This is a genomic window from Kribbella sp. VKM Ac-2568 (assembly GCF_004345365.1).
Taxonomy (GTDB): domain Bacteria; phylum Actinomycetota; class Actinomycetes; order Propionibacteriales; family Kribbellaceae; genus Kribbella; species Kribbella orskensis.
This window is the reverse complement of the sequence record NZ_SLVF01000002.1, coordinates 752758-768393: the sequence shown is the minus strand read 5'-3', so window position 1 is coordinate 768393 and position 15636 is coordinate 752758. Positions and strand designations below refer to the sequence as shown.

General features: G+C 67.3%; 18 protein-coding genes. 12 read left to right on the top strand and 6 right to left on the bottom strand.

Annotated elements, in window-relative coordinates; all coding sequences use genetic code 11:
• Together EV648_RS07415 and EV648_RS07410 are read left to right on the top strand one after the other, a co-directional pair.
• Positions 1-598 (top strand): hypothetical protein (locus EV648_RS07415; RefSeq protein WP_206751931.1); only part of this gene is annotated, 598 nt, incomplete at its 5' end.
• A 123-nt stretch (positions 599-721) separates the two neighbouring features.
• Entirely contained in the window at positions 722-1012 is a 291-nt protein-coding gene (locus tag EV648_RS07410) for a hypothetical protein (protein WP_132286579.1), read from the top strand.
• A gap of 127 nt (positions 1013-1139) precedes the next feature.
• Here EV648_RS07410 and EV648_RS07405 read toward each other — a convergent pair whose 3' ends face one another.
• The gene (locus EV648_RS07405; protein WP_132286576.1) at positions 1140-3110 is read right to left on the bottom strand and encodes a potassium transporter Kup; all 1971 of its coding nucleotides are present in this window, start codon (positions 3108-3110) and stop codon (positions 1140-1142) included.
• Positions 3111-3328: 218 nt separating this feature from the next.
• Complete coding sequence (locus EV648_RS07400; protein WP_132286574.1) at positions 3329-4798, bottom strand: MFS transporter; 1470 nt, start codon at positions 4796-4798, stop codon at positions 3329-3331.
• Positions 4799-4887: 89 nt separating this feature from the next.
• Here EV648_RS07400 and EV648_RS07395 point away from each other — a divergent pair, with 89 nt between their 5' ends.
• The 7 genes from EV648_RS07395 (at position 4888) to EV648_RS07365 (ending at position 8960) form a co-directional block, all read left to right on the top strand.
• Positions 4888-5400, top strand: a complete 513-nt coding sequence (locus EV648_RS07395) for a MarR family winged helix-turn-helix transcriptional regulator (protein WP_132286572.1) — start codon at positions 4888-4890, stop codon at positions 5398-5400.
• A gap of 51 nt (positions 5401-5451) precedes the next feature.
• On the top strand, positions 5452-5628 hold the full coding sequence (locus tag EV648_RS07390; RefSeq protein WP_158293931.1) for a helix-turn-helix domain-containing protein: 177 nt from the start codon (positions 5452-5454) through the stop codon (positions 5626-5628).
• Positions 5629-5709: 81 nt separating this feature from the next.
• Positions 5710-6417 (top strand): helix-turn-helix domain-containing protein, encoded by a 708-nt coding sequence (locus EV648_RS07385; RefSeq protein ID WP_132286567.1) that lies wholly within the window; start codon positions 5710-5712, stop codon positions 6415-6417.
• Positions 6414-6896 (top strand): three-helix bundle dimerization domain-containing protein, encoded by a 483-nt coding sequence (locus EV648_RS07380; protein WP_132286565.1) that lies wholly within the window; start codon positions 6414-6416, stop codon positions 6894-6896. The genes EV648_RS07385 and EV648_RS07380 overlap by 4 nt, the downstream gene beginning before the upstream one ends.
• 37 nt (positions 6897-6933) lie before the next feature.
• The gene (locus tag EV648_RS07375; protein WP_132286562.1) at positions 6934-7683 is read left to right on the top strand and encodes an MIP/aquaporin family protein; all 750 of its coding nucleotides are present in this window, start codon (positions 6934-6936) and stop codon (positions 7681-7683) included.
• Positions 7680-8081, top strand: coding sequence for an arsenate reductase ArsC (locus EV648_RS07370; RefSeq protein WP_132286559.1), 402 nt, complete (start codon positions 7680-7682; stop codon positions 8079-8081). Before EV648_RS07375 ends, EV648_RS07370 begins: the two co-directional genes overlap by 4 nt.
• Positions 8082-8396: 315 nt before the next feature.
• Positions 8397-8960 carry a dihydrofolate reductase family protein gene (locus tag EV648_RS07365; RefSeq protein WP_132286556.1) on the top strand — a complete coding sequence of 188 codons (564 nt, stop codon included), beginning with the start codon at positions 8397-8399 and terminating at the stop codon, positions 8958-8960.
• Positions 8961-9318: 358 nt separating this feature from the next.
• Here the strand turns inward: EV648_RS07365 and rox are convergent, their stop codons facing one another.
• The 3 genes from rox to EV648_RS07350 all read right to left on the bottom strand — a co-directional run bounded on the left by rox (position 9319) and on the right by EV648_RS07350 (position 12098).
• On the bottom strand, positions 9319-10881 hold the full coding sequence (gene rox / locus EV648_RS07360; RefSeq protein WP_132286553.1) for a rifampin monooxygenase: 1563 nt from the start codon (positions 10879-10881) through the stop codon (positions 9319-9321).
• A gap of 318 nt (positions 10882-11199) precedes the next feature.
• Positions 11200-11772 carry a permease prefix domain 1-containing protein gene (locus EV648_RS07355; RefSeq protein WP_132286550.1) on the bottom strand — a complete coding sequence of 191 codons (573 nt, stop codon included), beginning with the start codon at positions 11770-11772 and terminating at the stop codon, positions 11200-11202.
• A complete protein-coding gene (locus tag EV648_RS07350; protein ID WP_132286547.1) occupies positions 11754-12098 on the bottom strand; it encodes a PadR family transcriptional regulator in 345 nt (114 codons plus the stop codon). The genes EV648_RS07355 and EV648_RS07350 overlap by 19 nt, the downstream gene beginning before the upstream one ends.
• A gap of 58 nt (positions 12099-12156) precedes the next feature.
• Between EV648_RS07350 and EV648_RS07345 the strand changes: the two genes are divergently transcribed.
• From EV648_RS07345 to EV648_RS07335, 3 genes are all read left to right on the top strand, one after another.
• Positions 12157-13143 carry an ATP-binding cassette domain-containing protein gene (locus tag EV648_RS07345; protein WP_132286544.1) on the top strand — a complete coding sequence of 329 codons (987 nt, stop codon included), beginning with the start codon at positions 12157-12159 and terminating at the stop codon, positions 13141-13143.
• Entirely contained in the window at positions 13140-13982 is an 843-nt protein-coding gene (locus tag EV648_RS07340) for an ABC transporter permease (protein ID WP_241994948.1), read from the top strand. Before EV648_RS07345 ends, EV648_RS07340 begins: the two co-directional genes overlap by 4 nt.
• Before the next feature lie 78 nt (positions 13983-14060).
• A complete protein-coding gene (locus EV648_RS07335; RefSeq protein ID WP_132286541.1) occupies positions 14061-14360 on the top strand; it encodes a hypothetical protein in 300 nt (99 codons plus the stop codon).
• Positions 14361-14372: 12 nt separating this feature from the next.
• Here EV648_RS07335 and EV648_RS07330 read toward each other — a convergent pair whose 3' ends face one another.
• The gene (locus EV648_RS07330) at positions 14373-15308 is read right to left on the bottom strand and encodes an alkylmercury lyase family protein (RefSeq protein ID WP_132286538.1); all 936 of its coding nucleotides are present in this window, start codon (positions 15306-15308) and stop codon (positions 14373-14375) included.
• Between the last annotated feature and the right edge of the window lie 328 nt (positions 15309-15636).

Sequence of the window (15636 nt, the reverse complement as noted above, 5' to 3'; positions counted from 1 at the left end):
TCAGGACGTGTATGCCGTGAATCTGCAGGTCGGTGTTGCCGGGGTGGATTTCGACTTCGACCGCGGCTATCAGTGGGTCGACGTGCGGGCGGGCGGGCAGCGGTTCCGGTTCGTGAATACGCACCTCGAGGCGTTCAGTTCCGACATCGCGTTGGCGCAGGCCGGCGAGTTGGTCGCCGAGGCCACGTCGCCGGATCGGGGCACGGTGTTCGTCTGCGACTGCAATTCCGACCCGGTGAACAGCTCGATCAAGCCGATCGACCATGTGCCGCACAGGGCGGCGTACGAATTGATCACTGGCGCCGGCGGCTACACCGACTTGTGGAAGGACTCCGGTCGGCCCGCGGACTTGCCCGGCTTCGATGCCGGCGACACCTCCGGCCTGAACGAGACGGTGGACGAGGCGGTTCCGGGATCGTGGACGCACCGCATCGACATGGTGTTCGGTCGTACGGCGGACGGGGAGGCGCTCAGCACCGACCGTGGCCAGGTGACCGGCCGTGACGGCGACCCGCGCGACCCGACGACCGGGCTGTGGCCGTCCGACCACGCCGGCGTCGTGATGCGCGTCCGAGGTCTGACCGGACACCACGGCTGATCCGACATTCCATAGCGACCACGGCGGACGGGAGCAGATTTCGCAGGTGTCGATCGCGCTGTTGTCGGGTCCAAGCGACCGGGGCGCCAGGCGTACGCTGGCCATTGATGACGAGGAGTCGCGATGACGTCGGACCCAGGATCTGAGCACCTCACCAGCCACCACCGCACGACGCTGCGCAAGATCTTCCAGCATCCCGTGAGCCACAACATCGAGTGGCACGACGTGGTGTCGTTGCTGGAGGCTGTCGGCACCGTCGAGCGCCGCCACGACGGCAAGGTCGAAGTCACGGTCGGGTCCGAGACCGGCTTCTTCGACATCCCCTCAGACAAGGACACGGAGATCGAGGCGGTGGTCGGCCTCCGCCGCCTGCTCGCAGCCGCCGGCTTCTCAGAAGACGACGCGCCGAACTGATCGGCCAGACGAGGCCGAGCGGCCGTGACGGAGCGGCCGACGACGTGCGTGTTCATCTCGCGGTGCCTTCGTAGGAATAGCTCGCCTCGGCGTCCGGGCGGCCAGGTGGTGAGGCGGATGGTCCTGGCTAGACGTCGATGTATGAGCCGATGATGACGGTGCGGTCGCGGGGGAGACCGAAGTGCTCGGCGGCGTCGGCGGTGATGTAGGAGGTGGCGATGAAGAGGCGTTTACGCCACGACGCCATGGTCGGGTTATCGCCGCGCCGGAGCTCGATCTTGGACAGGAAGTAGGAGGCTCGATCGAGCTGGAGCTCGCCCTCGGTCGCCTCCGGGTCGAGCAGCGCCAAGGTGATCGGTACGGCGGGAGTTTCCATGTAGCCGAACCGGGCGGTGACGTGGATGATGCCGTCGTCGCGGTACCCGAGGTCGTCCACGACGATCCGCCGGTCCGTGCCGATGCGCGGTACGGGCTCGGTCTCGATCGCGAGGATGACGACCTGCTCGTGCCGGACGTGGTTGTTCTCGACGTTGGCGCGCAGGGCCAGCGGTGTGGTTTGGCCGCCGCGATTCAGGAAGACCGCCGTACCGGGGACTTGTTGCGCGGGTAGTTGCCGTTCGCGCAGTTGGCCGATGAAGTCGCCGAGTGGGCCCTCGCGCCGCTCGCGTTCGGTGGTGACGATCGCGCGGCCGCGCTGCCAGGTCGTCATGACGGTGAATGCGGTGATCGCGATCAGGAGTGGAAGCCAGGCGCCGTGGATGAGCTTGGTCAGGTTCGCCGCGACGAACAGCAGGTCCACGGACAGCAGTAGCGCCGCGCTGATGCCTATCAACCAAGGGCTCAGGTGCCATCGGCGCCGCGCGACGTAGAAGAACAGCAGGGTTGTGATGGTGATGGTTCCTGTCACCGCCATGCCGAATGCGTAGGCGAGTGCCGCGGAACTGCGGAAGGCGAAGATGAGGGTCAGCACCGAGATCATCAGGACCCAGTTGATCCAGGGCACGTAGATCTGACCGGCTGTCGACTCCGAGGTGTGCGCGATCCGGAGCCGGGGGAGGTAGCCGAGCTGGGCGGCTTGGGACGCTACCGAGTAGGCGCCGGTGATGACGGCCTGAGAGGCGATCACGGTTGCGGCAGTGGCCAGTATGACGAGCGGCAGGCGTCCCCAGTCGGGAATGAGCAGGAAGAACGGGCTGCTGATGTTGGCCGGATCCTCGAGGATCGATGCTCCCTGACCGAGGTAGCTGAGAACGCAGGCCGGGAACACGAGCGCGAGCCAGGCACGGGTGATCGCCCGACGGCCGAAGTGCCCCATGTCGGCGTACAGAGCTTCGGCGCCGGTGACCGCAAGGACGATCGCCGCCAAGGAAAAGAAAGCGATGCTGAAGTGGCCGGTCAGAAAGCCCAGCGCGTACGTGGGGGAGAGCGCCTTGAGGATGCCCGGGTGTTCGGCGATACCGCTGATGCCGTTCGCGCCGATGACCACGAACCAGGCGATCATGATCGGTCCGAACACGCGTCCCACGGCCGCCGTGCCCCGACGCTGTACGGCGAACAGCAAAACGATGATCACCGCGGTGATCGGTACGACGAACTGCGCGAGTGAGGGCTCGACGACCTTGAGGCCTTCGACGGCTGACAGGACGGAGATCGCCGGTGTGATCATGCTGTCGCCGAAGAACAGCGAGGCGCCGAAGATTCCCAGCGCAGCCAACACGACCGCGGTGCGCCCGCCCCGCTGCGTGCCCAGCCGGCGCAAGAGCGTGATCAGGGCCATGATGCCGCCCTCACCGTCGTTGTCAGCACGCATGGCCAACAGCACGTAGGTGACCGTGACGATGATCATCACCGACCAGAAGATCAGCGAGACCACTCCGTACACGTTCTCCGAGCTGACCGGGACGGGATGCGGATCGCTGGGATTGAACACCGTCTGCAGGGTGTAGATCGGGCTGGTTCCGATGTCGCCGAACACCACACCGAGCGCGCCCACGACCACCGCGAGCCGCACCCCGTCGCGTGCACTCGCGCTCGAATCCGGCTGCGGTCGTGACGTGTCCCCGTCATCCATCCCGGTCGTGCGTGGACGGTTGGTCATGGCGATCCCCAATCCTTCTCCGCGCGCGCCGCCGACGCACCCTTTCGGACGTTACCGCGTTCTGGGCGGGGCTGGCATGGAGGTTCTGCTTGACGCGGGCCTGGCGAAGGTCACGCACAACGGCTACATGATCGATCAGTTCAAGGATCGACTGATGTTCATTGCGTACGATCGAGCGGCCGAGATGACGAGGTGTGGATGGTGGTCGTGCCGACCTCTCAGGCGTCGAGCAATGGCGCGTCGGAAGCGGCCGCGGTGAACCGCGACAGCGCGGCGACGCCGATGGCGAGCAGGGCGATGATGCCCATTTGCACGCCTTCGACGGTGGCGAAGGCGTGGGCCGTGCTGTGCTCTGCCCGGGTGAGGTAGAGGGTGCCGAGAGTGGCCACGCCGAGCGCGAGGCCACTCTGTTGCAGGGTGATCAGTACGCCGCTGCCGACGCCGCCGAGATGGGTCGGGACATCGGCCAGCACACTGCGGAACAGCCCGGCGAACAGCATCGACTGTCCGGCACCGGCCAGGGCGAGTGGGACAGCCATGGCCCAGAGACTGACGTGTGGCCAGTCGCTGACGACAACGACCACGAGTGCGGCGAGGCCGGCGAGCTGGAGGACCGCGCCACCCGACAACGCGGCCCGCCCGAAGCGGCCGATCACCCGTGGTGCGAACACAGAGCCTAGGAAGAACAGCACCGCCATCGGCAAGATGGCCAGACCCCCATGGAGAGCATCGACATGCAGACCATCCTGGACGGTCAGGGCGAAGACGAACATGAACGCGCCGAAGCCGATGCTGAACGCGAACACCATCACCAGCCCGCGGGACATCGACGGCAGGCGCAGCAGCGACGGCGGCAGCAGCGGGATCTCACCGCGTTGCTCGGCGCTCCGCTCTACCAGGAAGGTGACGGCGCCAAGGACGACCGCGACCGCGATCATGGCCCAGGTCCACCACGGCCAGCCCAGTGAGTGGCCTTCGGTGAGAGGGACCAGTACGGCGGTGAGCGTCGCGGCGAACAGCACGGTGCCAGGCAGGTCGATGCCGACCGGGTGGTCCGAGCGAGTGTCGGGCACGATCCGGGTCGCCACCAGGAGGACCACCAGGCCGATGGGCACGTTGACCAGGAAGATCGGTCGCCAGGACGTGCCGGCGATGTCGGCGCCGACCAGCAGCCCGCCCACCAACTGCCCGACGACGGCGGCGATGCCGGACGTCGCGCCGTACAGGGCCAGGGCACGTGCCTTACGCTCGTGCTCGAGTGTGTGGTGGAAGGTCGCGAGCACCTGCGGGACGAGCAGCGCCGCGGTCGCACCTTGCACGATGCGGGCGGCGATCAGGACTCCGACGGTCGGGGCGAAGCCACACACCGCCGAGGCCACGACGAAGCCGACGAGCGCGGCCAGGAAGACGCGGTGGCGTCCTAAGCGGTCGCCCAGCCGGCCACCCAGGACCAGCAAGGCGGCATAGGCGACGCCGTACCCGGCGATCACCAACTCCAGTTCGGATGCCGAGGCGTGCAGCGAGGCATCGATGCTCGGCAGCGCGACGTTGGTGATGAAGAAATCCATGATCGGCAGGAACGCGCCGGCGAGCAGGAAGAACACACCTACCGGGTGAAGCCCACCGGACAGGGCAACCGCACGCGGCGAGGTCGACCCGGCCTGCCGCGCGGAAAGAGTGACGGCCATTGCTTGCTCCAGATGATTATGAGGGCATAACTATTAGATCATCAGTATGTACACATAACTATGAGCCGGCAATCATCTATGCTGGCGGCGTGACGAAGAACCCATCGCCGCGGCGCAGCCCTCGGCAGGCGCGCCGATCAGCCGCCGAGGACAGCTGGGCCGACCTCGCCGATCTGGCGCTGATCATCAGCCGGGAGCTCCAGTACCGCGGCTACATCGACGCGCAGGCAGTCGGTTTGACCCAGTCCGAAGGCATGGTGATGCGTTACCTCCTCCAGGGCGACCCCGCCGCCCCCAGCCAGATCGCCACCGCCACAGGACTCCAGCGCACAAACCTCTCCGCGACGCTGCGCGGTCTCGAGCAAAAGGGCCTCATCCAGCGTCAAGCCAACCAGATCGACGGCCGCGGCGTGACCGTCAGCCCGACCGAACACGGTCGCAGCAACTACGCCCTCGTGAGACACGAGTGGGCAACCGCCGTCAGCGAAGCCGCCGGCCACGACGACACCCACCTCGACGCAGCCCTCACCCTGCTCACCACCGTCACCGACGGCCTGACCAACACCCGCCCCCAAAGCCAATCCCGCCACCCACCGGCCTAGACAGCACTCGTGCTGCCCAGCCTCAGGAGGCGGGCGGGCTTGCCCTCGTCGGTGCGCCGTGAAACACGACGGCGCGCCCTGGCTGCCGCCACGGAAGAGTTCGCCGAGCGTGGGTATGCCGGAGCAACCGGTGCCCGGATCGCTGAGCGGGCCGATGTGGCCGTGCAGACGCTCTACTCGGCGTGGGCCGGCAAACGAGCCATGCTCCGTGCCGTGATGGAGACCTAGGTCACTGTTGATGCTCCAGGGTCGGCTTGAGGTGTTCCGGCTGGGTTGACGTCCGTCGATGCCTCAGTGATCATTGAGTCAATGAACACTGAGCTAGTTTCGTTGACGGAGCGGGCCCGGGTCCACGCCGCGCTCGGCGATCCGGCGCGTCTGGCGATCGTCGACACGCTCGTTGCCGGGGACGCCGCTCCCGGTGAGTTGGGTGCGGTGCTGGACATGCCGACCAATCTCGTCGCCCATCACTTGAAGGTCCTGGAGGACGCGGGCCTGGTCGCGCGCTCCCGGTCCGAGGGGGATCGACGTCGGACCTATGTGCGGCTGGTGAACGAGGCGCTGGAAGCAGTGGTCACGCCGTCTCTGACCGCGGTACCGCGGGTGGTGTTCGTCTGCACGCAGAACTCCGCCCGCTCGCAGTTGGCCGCCTCGATCTGGTCGCGGCGCAGTCACATCCCCGGTGCGTCGGCCGGAACTCAGCCCGCGGCCAAGCCACACCCCCGGGCCGTGCGGGTGGCCCGCAAGCACGGGTTGGACCCCGCTGCTTGGCGCACCGCTCACGTCGGCGACGTGGTGGAGCGGGACGACCTGGTCATCGCGGTGTGCGACATCGCTTACGAGCACCTCCCAGCGGGCGCCCGGCCGCGGCTGCACTGGTCGGTGCCGGATCCGGCGGCTGTCGGTACCGATGCGGCGTTCGAGGCCGCCTACGACGAGATCGCCGACCGGATCGACCGGCTGGCGCCCGTACTTTCGCCCACCGAGGCGACCGAAACTCCCAGGAGCCGACCATGACCGAAGTCGCCGGGCATCACCGAGAAGATCTGTCCATCGACCAGCACCTCGCTCTGCGTACCGCGTCCCGAAGGCTCGGCGAGGAGTTCTCCAGCATCTACGGCACCGAGACGATCGAACGGTTCCTGCACTCCAGTTACGACCAGTTCGCCACCGGCAGCACGGTGCCCAACTTCCTTCCTCTGCTGGCCGAACGGTTCGCCCGCCAGCGCCTGACCGCGCTTGCCAGGGTCGAAGGCCACGGCGACGACGGCCGCCCGGTCGTCCTGTTCCTGTGCGTGCACAACGCCGGCCGCAGCCAGATGGCACTCGGGTTCTTCGAGCATCTGGCCGGTGACGCCGCCATCGCGTGGTCGGGCGGTTCCGAGCCGGGCGTCGAGATCAACCCGTCCGCGGTCGCCGCGATGGCCGAACGCGGCATCGACATCTCGACCGAATACCCGAAGCCATGGACCGACGAGGTTTCCGCGTGCTCCTGAACGAGCTGTCCGTCCCCGCTGCCCACCTGGGCCGCCAGTGAGCAGCGCCGCGCCGCTGTGGCGACGGGTGGTCGCCGAGGCCGTCGGTACCGGTCTGCTGGTCACCGTCGTGGTCGGCTCAGGAATCGCGGCGTCGGCACTGTCGCCCGGCGATGTGGGGTTGCAGCTGCTGGAGAACGCCTTCGCGACCGCGCTCGGCCTCGCAGTACTGATCCTCATGCTCGGACCTGTTTCCGGCGCGCACTTCAACCCGGTCGTCTCAGCTGTCGACTGGTGGCTAGGGCAACGGACCGGCACTGGGCTGACGCCGCGCGACCTTGCGGCGTACATCCCGGCTCAGATCGTCGGCGGCGTAGCGGGAGCCGTGCTCGCCAACCTGATGTACGCCAAGGCCGCCGTGTCGTGGTCGACCACCGACCGCAGCTCCGGCCACCTGTGGCTGGGTGAGGTGGTCGCGACCGCAGGACTCGTCCTCTTGATCTTCGCGCTGGCCTGGTCCGGTCGAGCCGCGCTCGCACCTGTTGCCGTCGGCGCCTACATCGGATCGGCGTACTGGTTCACCTCGTCGACCTCGTTCGCCAATCCGGCCGTCAGCATCGGCCGCGCCTTCAGCGATACCTTCGCCGGGATCGCGCCCGGATCCCTGCCTGGGTTCGTCGTTGCGCAACTTTTCGGTGCCATCGTCGGCGTCGGACTGCTCGCCGTCCTGTACCCCGAAGCCGGGCAAGCCGCCGACGAGATCGTCACCCCACGCGCCGACGCCACAACCTCTGGAGTAGCCAAATGAGCATGCCTGTCGTCCTGTTCGTCTGCGTCCACAACGCCGGCCGATCCCAGATGGCCGCCGGTTGGCTGCGGCACCTGGCCGGCGACACCGTCGAGGTCCGCTCGGCCGGATCTGCGCCCGGCGACCAGATCAACCCCACCGCCGTCGAAGCGATGCGCGAAGTAGGCATCGACATCACCGGCGCCATCCCGCAGTTGCTCGAGTACGACACCGCCCGCACCAGCGACGTAATCGTCACGATGGGCTGCGGCGACGCCTGCCCGGTGTTCCCGGGCAAGCGCTACGAGGACTGGGAACTCACCGACCCCGCCGGCCAGCCCATCGAGGTCGTCCGCCAGGTCCGCGACGACATCCGCGGCCGCGTCGAAAAACTCATCGCCGAACTCCAAACCGCCTGAACCCGCGAGCCGCCTCCGAAGGAGAACCGCGATGCGGCTGGTGATCATCGGCGGCAGCGACGCCGGCATCACCGCGGGCCTGCGCGCCCGCCAGTTCGATCCCACCACCGACGTCCACCTCGTGGTGTTCCTTCACTGAACCTGTCAACCGTGACGTGCCAGGGGGCAACAGGACGCGTGGTTGGTGCTCCAGCGCCTCCGCCGAAATTTCTCGACAAGATGTGGCCGGGATGTCGAGACCGGCGTGGCGGCTCCGTCTCAGAGGTAGATGCGGCCGGCGTGGCCGCACCATCGCCACGTAGCGGAAGGACAGCCATGCGAAAACTCATAGTTCAGCAGTGGATTACCGTCGACAACATCGCCGCGGAGGAGGACGGTGGCCTCAGCTTCGTGTCGGGGGAACCGTTCGACGACGAAATCACTGACGACCCCTTCAAGAACAGCGTGATGGGCTTCATCGACTCGGTCGACACGATGATTCTCGGCGCCAATACCTACAACCAGTCCAAGGACGTCTGGCCGTCCGCCGACGAGCAGGGCGAGTACGGCAAGAAGCTCAACAACCTCACCAAGTTCGTCGCCTCGTCGACGCTGCATGACGCGCCGTGGAGCGACTTTCCGGCCGCGACCGTGACGCGTGACCCGGCCGCTACCGTCCGGGAGCTCAAGGAGCAGAGCGGCAAGGACATCTGGTTGTGGGGGAGCTTGACACTCATGCGCTCCCTGCTGGACGCCGGCGTCGTAGACGAGGTCCGGATGCTGGTCTGCCCGTCGTCCCGCGGCAAGGGAACACACCTCTTCGAAGATCGACGGAACCTGAAGCTGGTCGAGGCCACCTCATTCGACAATGGCGTGGTCCTTCTGCGCTACGGGGTCTGACGAGGCGGGAAGTCCGCACCTACAAAGGGCATGCCCCAGTAGGTGTCTGGCTGGACCGAAGCTTGCCTATAGCAACACTGAGACCGTGGGCAAGCTGGCGCCCGATCTACTCGGGCCGGTCGGGTTGGCGCTGGCACGGGCGGTCGAACACCTGCCCGGCCAGTACGGCATGCCCGGCGGGGCGTGACCGCCGCGGTGCTCTTCCGCCGTCTTCCGGTCGTCACTCGGTGGCTAACCCTCCTCGCAGGCCGACCCTGGCGCCAGAGCACCACGGCTGATGCTGCCTCCAGCCTTCCGATGGTCCGTCGCTGTTGGCCGTTCGATCCTCCTCACGGGCCTTTTCGTTGCTCAGGCGAAATCAGTTGCCGGGCTTGCCGAACCAGCGGGAGAGGTGGTCGTCCAGGTCCTGCTGATCGTCGCCGATCCAGGCCACGTGGCCGTCGGGGCGTAGCAGGACGCACGGAACATCCAGTACCGCAGTGGGATCCGCGAGGTAATCGACCCGGTCTGACCAGCCGCCGACGGTCAGACGTTCGGTGCGGTCCAGCAGCAGGCCGCGGCCGCGATGCAGCAGACCGTAGAGGTGGCCCTGTTTCACGTCGATGTCGCGCAGGCGGCGGCCGAGCAGGTCGGGGCCTGTGCCGAAGTCGTAGCGGATGCCGATCGCGGTGATCTTCTCGATCAGATGGCGGTTCACCTCGTCGAAGTCCATCAGTTCGGTGAGCAGCCTGCGCACGGCCTGCGGGCCCGGTTCGGTGGACAGCAGTTCCATCTGGGCGCGGGTGTTGTCCAGCACGTCCTCGGCGACCGGATGACGTTCGGCCTGGTAGGTGTCCAGCAATGTTTCCGGCGCCCAGCCGCGGATCTGTGCTGCCAGTTTCCAGCCGAGGTTGAACGCGTCCTGAACGCCCAGATTGAGGCCCTGACCGCCGGTGGGTGGATGGATGTGCGCCGCATCGCCGGCCAGCAGCACCCGACCGACCCGATAACGCTCGGCCAGCCGGGTGGCATCCCCGAAGCGGGACAACCAGCGCGGGGAGTGCACGCCGAAATCGGTTCCGGCGATGGCGCGCAACTGCTGTTTGAAATCCTCGAGGGTGGGCGGTTCCGCGCCATCCTTGCTGACTGCAGCCTCGCTGACTCCCGCTACGGGGACTACGACCCGATAGAGCCCTTCGCCGAAGGGCCCGAGACTGAAAATCTTGCTGGTCTCGCGGACTTCGGTCACCTTGGCGGCGATCTCCTCCTGCGGCACACCCACTTCCATCTCGCCCATCAGCGTCTCGGTTCGCGAGGGCTCACCGGGGAAGCCGACGCCGAGCAGTCTACGCACCGTACTGCGCCCGCCGTCACAGCCGACGAGATAGCGCGATCGCAGCTGTTCCCCGTCGGCCAGCTCGACGGTCACACCCTCGTCGTCCTGCTCGAAATCGGCCACCGCACAACCGCGCCGGACCTGCGCACCCAGTTCGATCGCATGTTCTTCGAGCAGGTGAACGATGACCGGCTGCGGGATGCCCAGCAAATAGGCGTGCGCGGAATCGAGGCCCTCGGGCGCGGGTTTGGTGATGGCGGCAAAGAATCCGCCGGCCGGACGCCGTCTCCCGCGTTCGAGAAGGCGATCCAGCAGTCCGCGCATCGCCATCAGCTCGATACTGCGAATATGCAGACCGACTATGCGGACGAACGACACGGGCTCGGATTCCTTCTCCAGAACGAGTACCCGCACATCGTGTAGCCGTAGTTCGGCGGCCAGCATCGCGCCAGTCGGCCCGCACCCGGCAATGATCACGTCGAACATGACGGGCGCGCGATCGGCGCCGGAGGCCGACAACCGGAGTCCGGGGACGTCGACCGCGGTGAAATCGCGCTCGACCGTATCGTTCGACGACGGCTCGGCGGTGAACTGCGGAGAGTGCATAGGTGTTGCCCTTCGGGAGTGCCAAGTTGTCGAGGCGCTCCCGGCGACACCTACGTCAATCGCCCGACCGTGACGGGAAGGGGGAGCACCCACATCGATACAGCGTTCATGGGTCTCACCTCCTCGGGCGGTGTCACGGTCCACTGCAAGCTACCGCCGGCCCGGGCCGTCGAACAAGTGCCCGGGGAGCACGCGATGCCTGGTGGTTCCCGGTTCGAGTTGAAGTGGGACGGGTTCCTTCACTGAACCTTGTCAAGCAAGTTGCTGCGACCCGGCGCGGAACTCACGGCTGGCGCGATTCAGCGATGTCGACGGGTGTTACCGGGCGAACAGGCGCGGGAGGTTGCGTCCTGTCAGGACGACGCGAAGCAAGCTTGCTGGCACCGCCAGGGCCATTGCCCATGTCACCGCCGGCGCGGCGGTCGCGACTGTGGCGAGCATGCCGAGGTCTAGCAGTATCAGAGCGATGCTCGCAGGTCCGGTCAGCCGGGCTGTTTTGGGGTTGTTGCTCCGGGCGACGATCCCCAGAGTTGCCGCCACGGTGAGCAGGGTGGCCCCGAAGGCGACTGCAGCGCCGGGGGCGATCTGCCAGTTCCAGGCATGTGCAGTGATCAGCGTCGTGCCCCACAGGCCTGCGAACATTGGAGCGGTGGCCAGCAGTGCGATCGAGGTGCGTCGGCCTGAGGATTGATGAGCGAAGGCTGCTGTGACCTGTGCTGGCTGGCCGAATTCTGCGATGGCGACTTGAGCTGCCTCCGTGGGGGAGTTGCCGCGTCGTAGTTGGTGCTGGAATGTCTCTTCCAGGCCGTCGGCGAGCTCCTCGACCGCCTCGGCGGGGAGGCGCCGAGCAAGGTCGGCGAGGTACCCCTGGATCAGGTCGCGGTCGGCCATGGGCCTGGTTCCAAGAGTGTCGTGACTGCGGTGGCGAACTCGCGCCAGTTGGCGCGCTCGCCCGCCAGTTTCTTGTGGCCTTCGGCGGTGAGTTGGTAGCTGCGACGTCGGCGTCCGTCGACGACAGACCAGGATCCGCTGATCAGCCCGGCCCGTTCGAGCCGGTGCAGCGCCGGATAGACGGTACCGGTGGGCAGGTCGAACCGGCCGCCGCTGCCGTCGCGCAAAGCCTCCTTGATGGCGTAGCCGTGCTGGGGCCCGTCGTTCAAGGTGGCCAGCAGCAGGACGTCGAGGTGACCTTTCAACGCTTGCGCATCCGCCCTCATAAGTAGTTATCCTACAACAAGCGGATAGGTAGTAATCCTAGCTATGGGTGGTGGCGTGATGAGCGAGCCTGCGATCCTGGCCGAGGGACTCGTGAAACGGTTCGGAGTTGTCGAGGCACTGGGCGGAGTCGATCTGGATGTTCCGGCTGGTTCGGTGCTGGGGCTGCTCGGTCCGAACGGTGCCGGTAAGACCACCGTGGTCCGGATCCTGACGACCCTGCTGCACCCCGATGCCGGTAGCGCACGAGTCGCGGGGTTGGACGTGGTCAGGCAGGCGGCAGCTGTGCGGCGACGGATCGGCCTGTCGGGCCAGTACGCAGCGGTCGATCCATATCTGACCGGCCGGGAGAACCTGCAGATGATCGGAAGGCTGTCCGGCCTGAACCGCATCGTTGCCCGTCGTCGCGCTGGCGAATTGCTGGACACCTTCGACCTGGCCGCCGCGGCGGATCGGGTTCTGCGTGGCTATTCCGGCGGCATGCGGCGCCGGTTGGATGTCGCGGCCAGCCTGGTCGCCCGCCCGTCGGTGCTGTTCCTGGACGAGCCGACCACCGGCCTGGATCCGCGCGGCCGGATCGGGTTGTGGCAGACGATCACCGCGCTGACCGAGCAGGGCACGGCGGTTCTGCTCACCACCCAATACCTGGAGGAAGCCGACCAGCTCGCCGATCGCATCGTGGTCATCGACACCGGTCGGGTCATCGCATCCGGGACGTCGGACGAGCTGAAGGCGCAGGTGGGTGGCAACCGCCTCGAGCTGCGGCCGGCGCCGGGCGTCGACCCGGCCGCCCTGGCCGCAACCGTCGCAGACCTTGGCTCCGGCCCACCGGTCGTTGACACCGGCGACGGCCGGGTGGTGCTGCCAGTCGCGGACGGTCCAGGTGTGCTTGGTCAAGCGGTCGCCCGGCTGGCGGCCGGTGGCCTGCGGGTGACCGATGTGGCGCTGCGCCGACCGTCACTCGACGACGTGTTCTTGGCCCTCACCGGCCAGTCAGCGATCGCAGGGGCCGGCTCGGATAGTGCGGAGATCGGGAGCCAGCGGTGACGACTGAGCCGGCGGCGTCCGCCAAGCAACCATCCGATCCCACCGCGACAGACGTTGCGACCGTGCGAGGGCTGCGATGGCTGCTCGGTGACGTAGCCGTAATCACCGGCCGGAACCTGCGGCGGCTGGTACGGGTGCCGACCTTGATCGTGTTCGCCACCGTGCAACCCGTGCTGTTCGTGTTGCTGTTCACCTACGTGTTCGGCGGCGCGATTCACCCGCCAGGGGTGGACAAATACGTCGACTTCCTACTACCGGGGATCTTCGTGCTGGCGATTGCGTTCGGCGCCTCCCAGACCGGCGTGGCGATCGCCGATGATCTGGCCACCGGCATGATCGACCGTTTCCGGGCGCTGCCAATGACCCGGTCCGCGGTTCTGGCCGGGCGGACTGTGGCCGACGCCGTGCGGAACCTTTTCGTCCTGCTGCTGATGACCGGTGTGGGGTACGCGATCGGTTTCCGCTTCCACGCAGGCGTCGCGGCGGCGATAGGGGTGATCGGGTTGGCATTGCTGATCGGTGTCGCGTTCTCCTGGATCAACGCCATGGTCGGCCTGCTCGTCCACGACGCCGAGACGGCCGGACTGGCCGGTCTGATGCCGGTCATCGTCTTGGTGTTCACCAGCTCCACGTTCGTCCCGGTCGCCACTATGCCCGGCTGGCTGGAAGCGTTCGCGAAGGTCAACCCGGTCACCGTCTCGGTCGACGGACTTCGCGCCCTCGTCCTCGGCGGCCCGACTGCCGAGCACGTGTGGCAGGCACTCGCCTGGATCGTCGGGCTGCTGGTGATCACCGTCCCCGCTGCTGTGCTCTGTTACCGCCGCACGACCGCTGGTTGACGATCGAAGAGTCGTCGATCCACGTGGACGCTGGTCGGCTGGTAGCCGCAGCGGTCCGGGTGGGCGGATGATGGCGGTGTGACCGCTGCTGAGGAGACGTTTCAGCCGACAGCGCCGGCGTGTTGGTGCTGCGGTGGCGAGTTCGACGAGCGCGACCTGGTGCGGCTGGGGACACACCCTGAGGTCGGCGTCTGTCTGGGGTGCGCCCGCTATCTGCAACGGAGGGCTGCCGAGCGCGAGGACGAGCTCCGCATATCGCCGGCCGCGAGGCTGCGGGTCGGAGTACGCGGAGCGCGGGAGTGGGTGATCAGCCGCGGTTGGCATCGCCTACCAGTCGTTGGGACGGTGCTGCAGCGGATCGATCGGCACCTGCCCTAGCCTGCAACCTGGTCAGTCCGCGAGTAGGGGCTGGAACAGGCGGGTTCCGAGGTCCTCGGCCTGCGTCTGGGTGAGGATCTGCCCGGGAATTCCCGGGTTGCTTCTGGTCCAGGCTTCGGCGGAATCCTGGTCGGTGAAGAAGTTGAGGTAGTCGCAGCAGCAGTCGGCCGATGGGCCACCGCCGGCGTCAGCACCGATGAACACCACCGCCCCTGCCGGTTCCCAACCGGTGCGCCCTCCGGTCGTCGTGACGGTGATCGGCTGGCCGGTCGTCACGTCGACGGACTCGATCCGGGTGTCGCGGCCGAGCATGGCGGCGATGCCGAGCGCGTCGATCGCGCACATCGCGTAGGCGTCGACCTGGTCGCCGATCCGGACCCGGTGCCGGGTCGGTGTGGCGGAGAAGGGGTAGGCGACCGCGATCTGCCCGTCCGGGGCCAGGCGGATCGCGTCGACCTTGTGCAAAGTCTTCAGCACCTCACCCGTACTCCGCTCACCCCCGGCCGCGGCCGGATCGAGGTCGACGGCCGCGGGTGGATGACCTGTGGTGCCGAAGGACCGCAGGATCGCCTGGTGCACGGCCTTCTCGACCGGATCCAGCGGCAAAGCACGGGTCCGCCAGGCGCTCAGCACTTCGCCGAGTGCCGTCGGCTGGCTGGCCGCGGTGAGCGAGTCGCGCAGTTGCGCGATCGACGGTGCGGGAACAATCCGGCCGGCCACGTCGCGGTACAGACGGCACGACACCCCGCACCCGCAGTCCCCTCCCGTGGTGAACGGGTCCACCCCGTCGATCAGCAGGGTCGGGGAACCGGCCATACCGAAGCGTTCGGCGTCGGTGTCGTTGTCGATGACGCGGGTGGCGACCGGCAGGTCGGTGGCTTCGGTGAGCCGTTCCAACATCGGTGGCAGGTTCGGGCAGTCCGGGACGTGCAGAACTTCGAGCTTCATCGGGTCCCCTCCTGGTGATGGTCGATCGCGTCCAGCCTTGCCGGCCAGCTCGCTGGTTCGCATGCCCCATCCTCAACCCCGGACCCAACTACAGAGTCAAGGTCCGGTTACTCGAGCTGCCGAGCACGGCGGCCAGGACCCGAGCGGAACGCCTGGCTGTCGGTCAGCCGATGGACGGGTGACATCCCACGGCGTCCAGCGGCCGTGGAGGAACCGAAACCAGCGCAGCAGGTCGAAGGCGCAGCTGCGCAGCGTCGCAGGCGAGCAGTCCGAAGCCGCCTGGTCGCGGAGAAAACCGGACGCCGCAGCGTGCTCAAGCTTCGGGAAC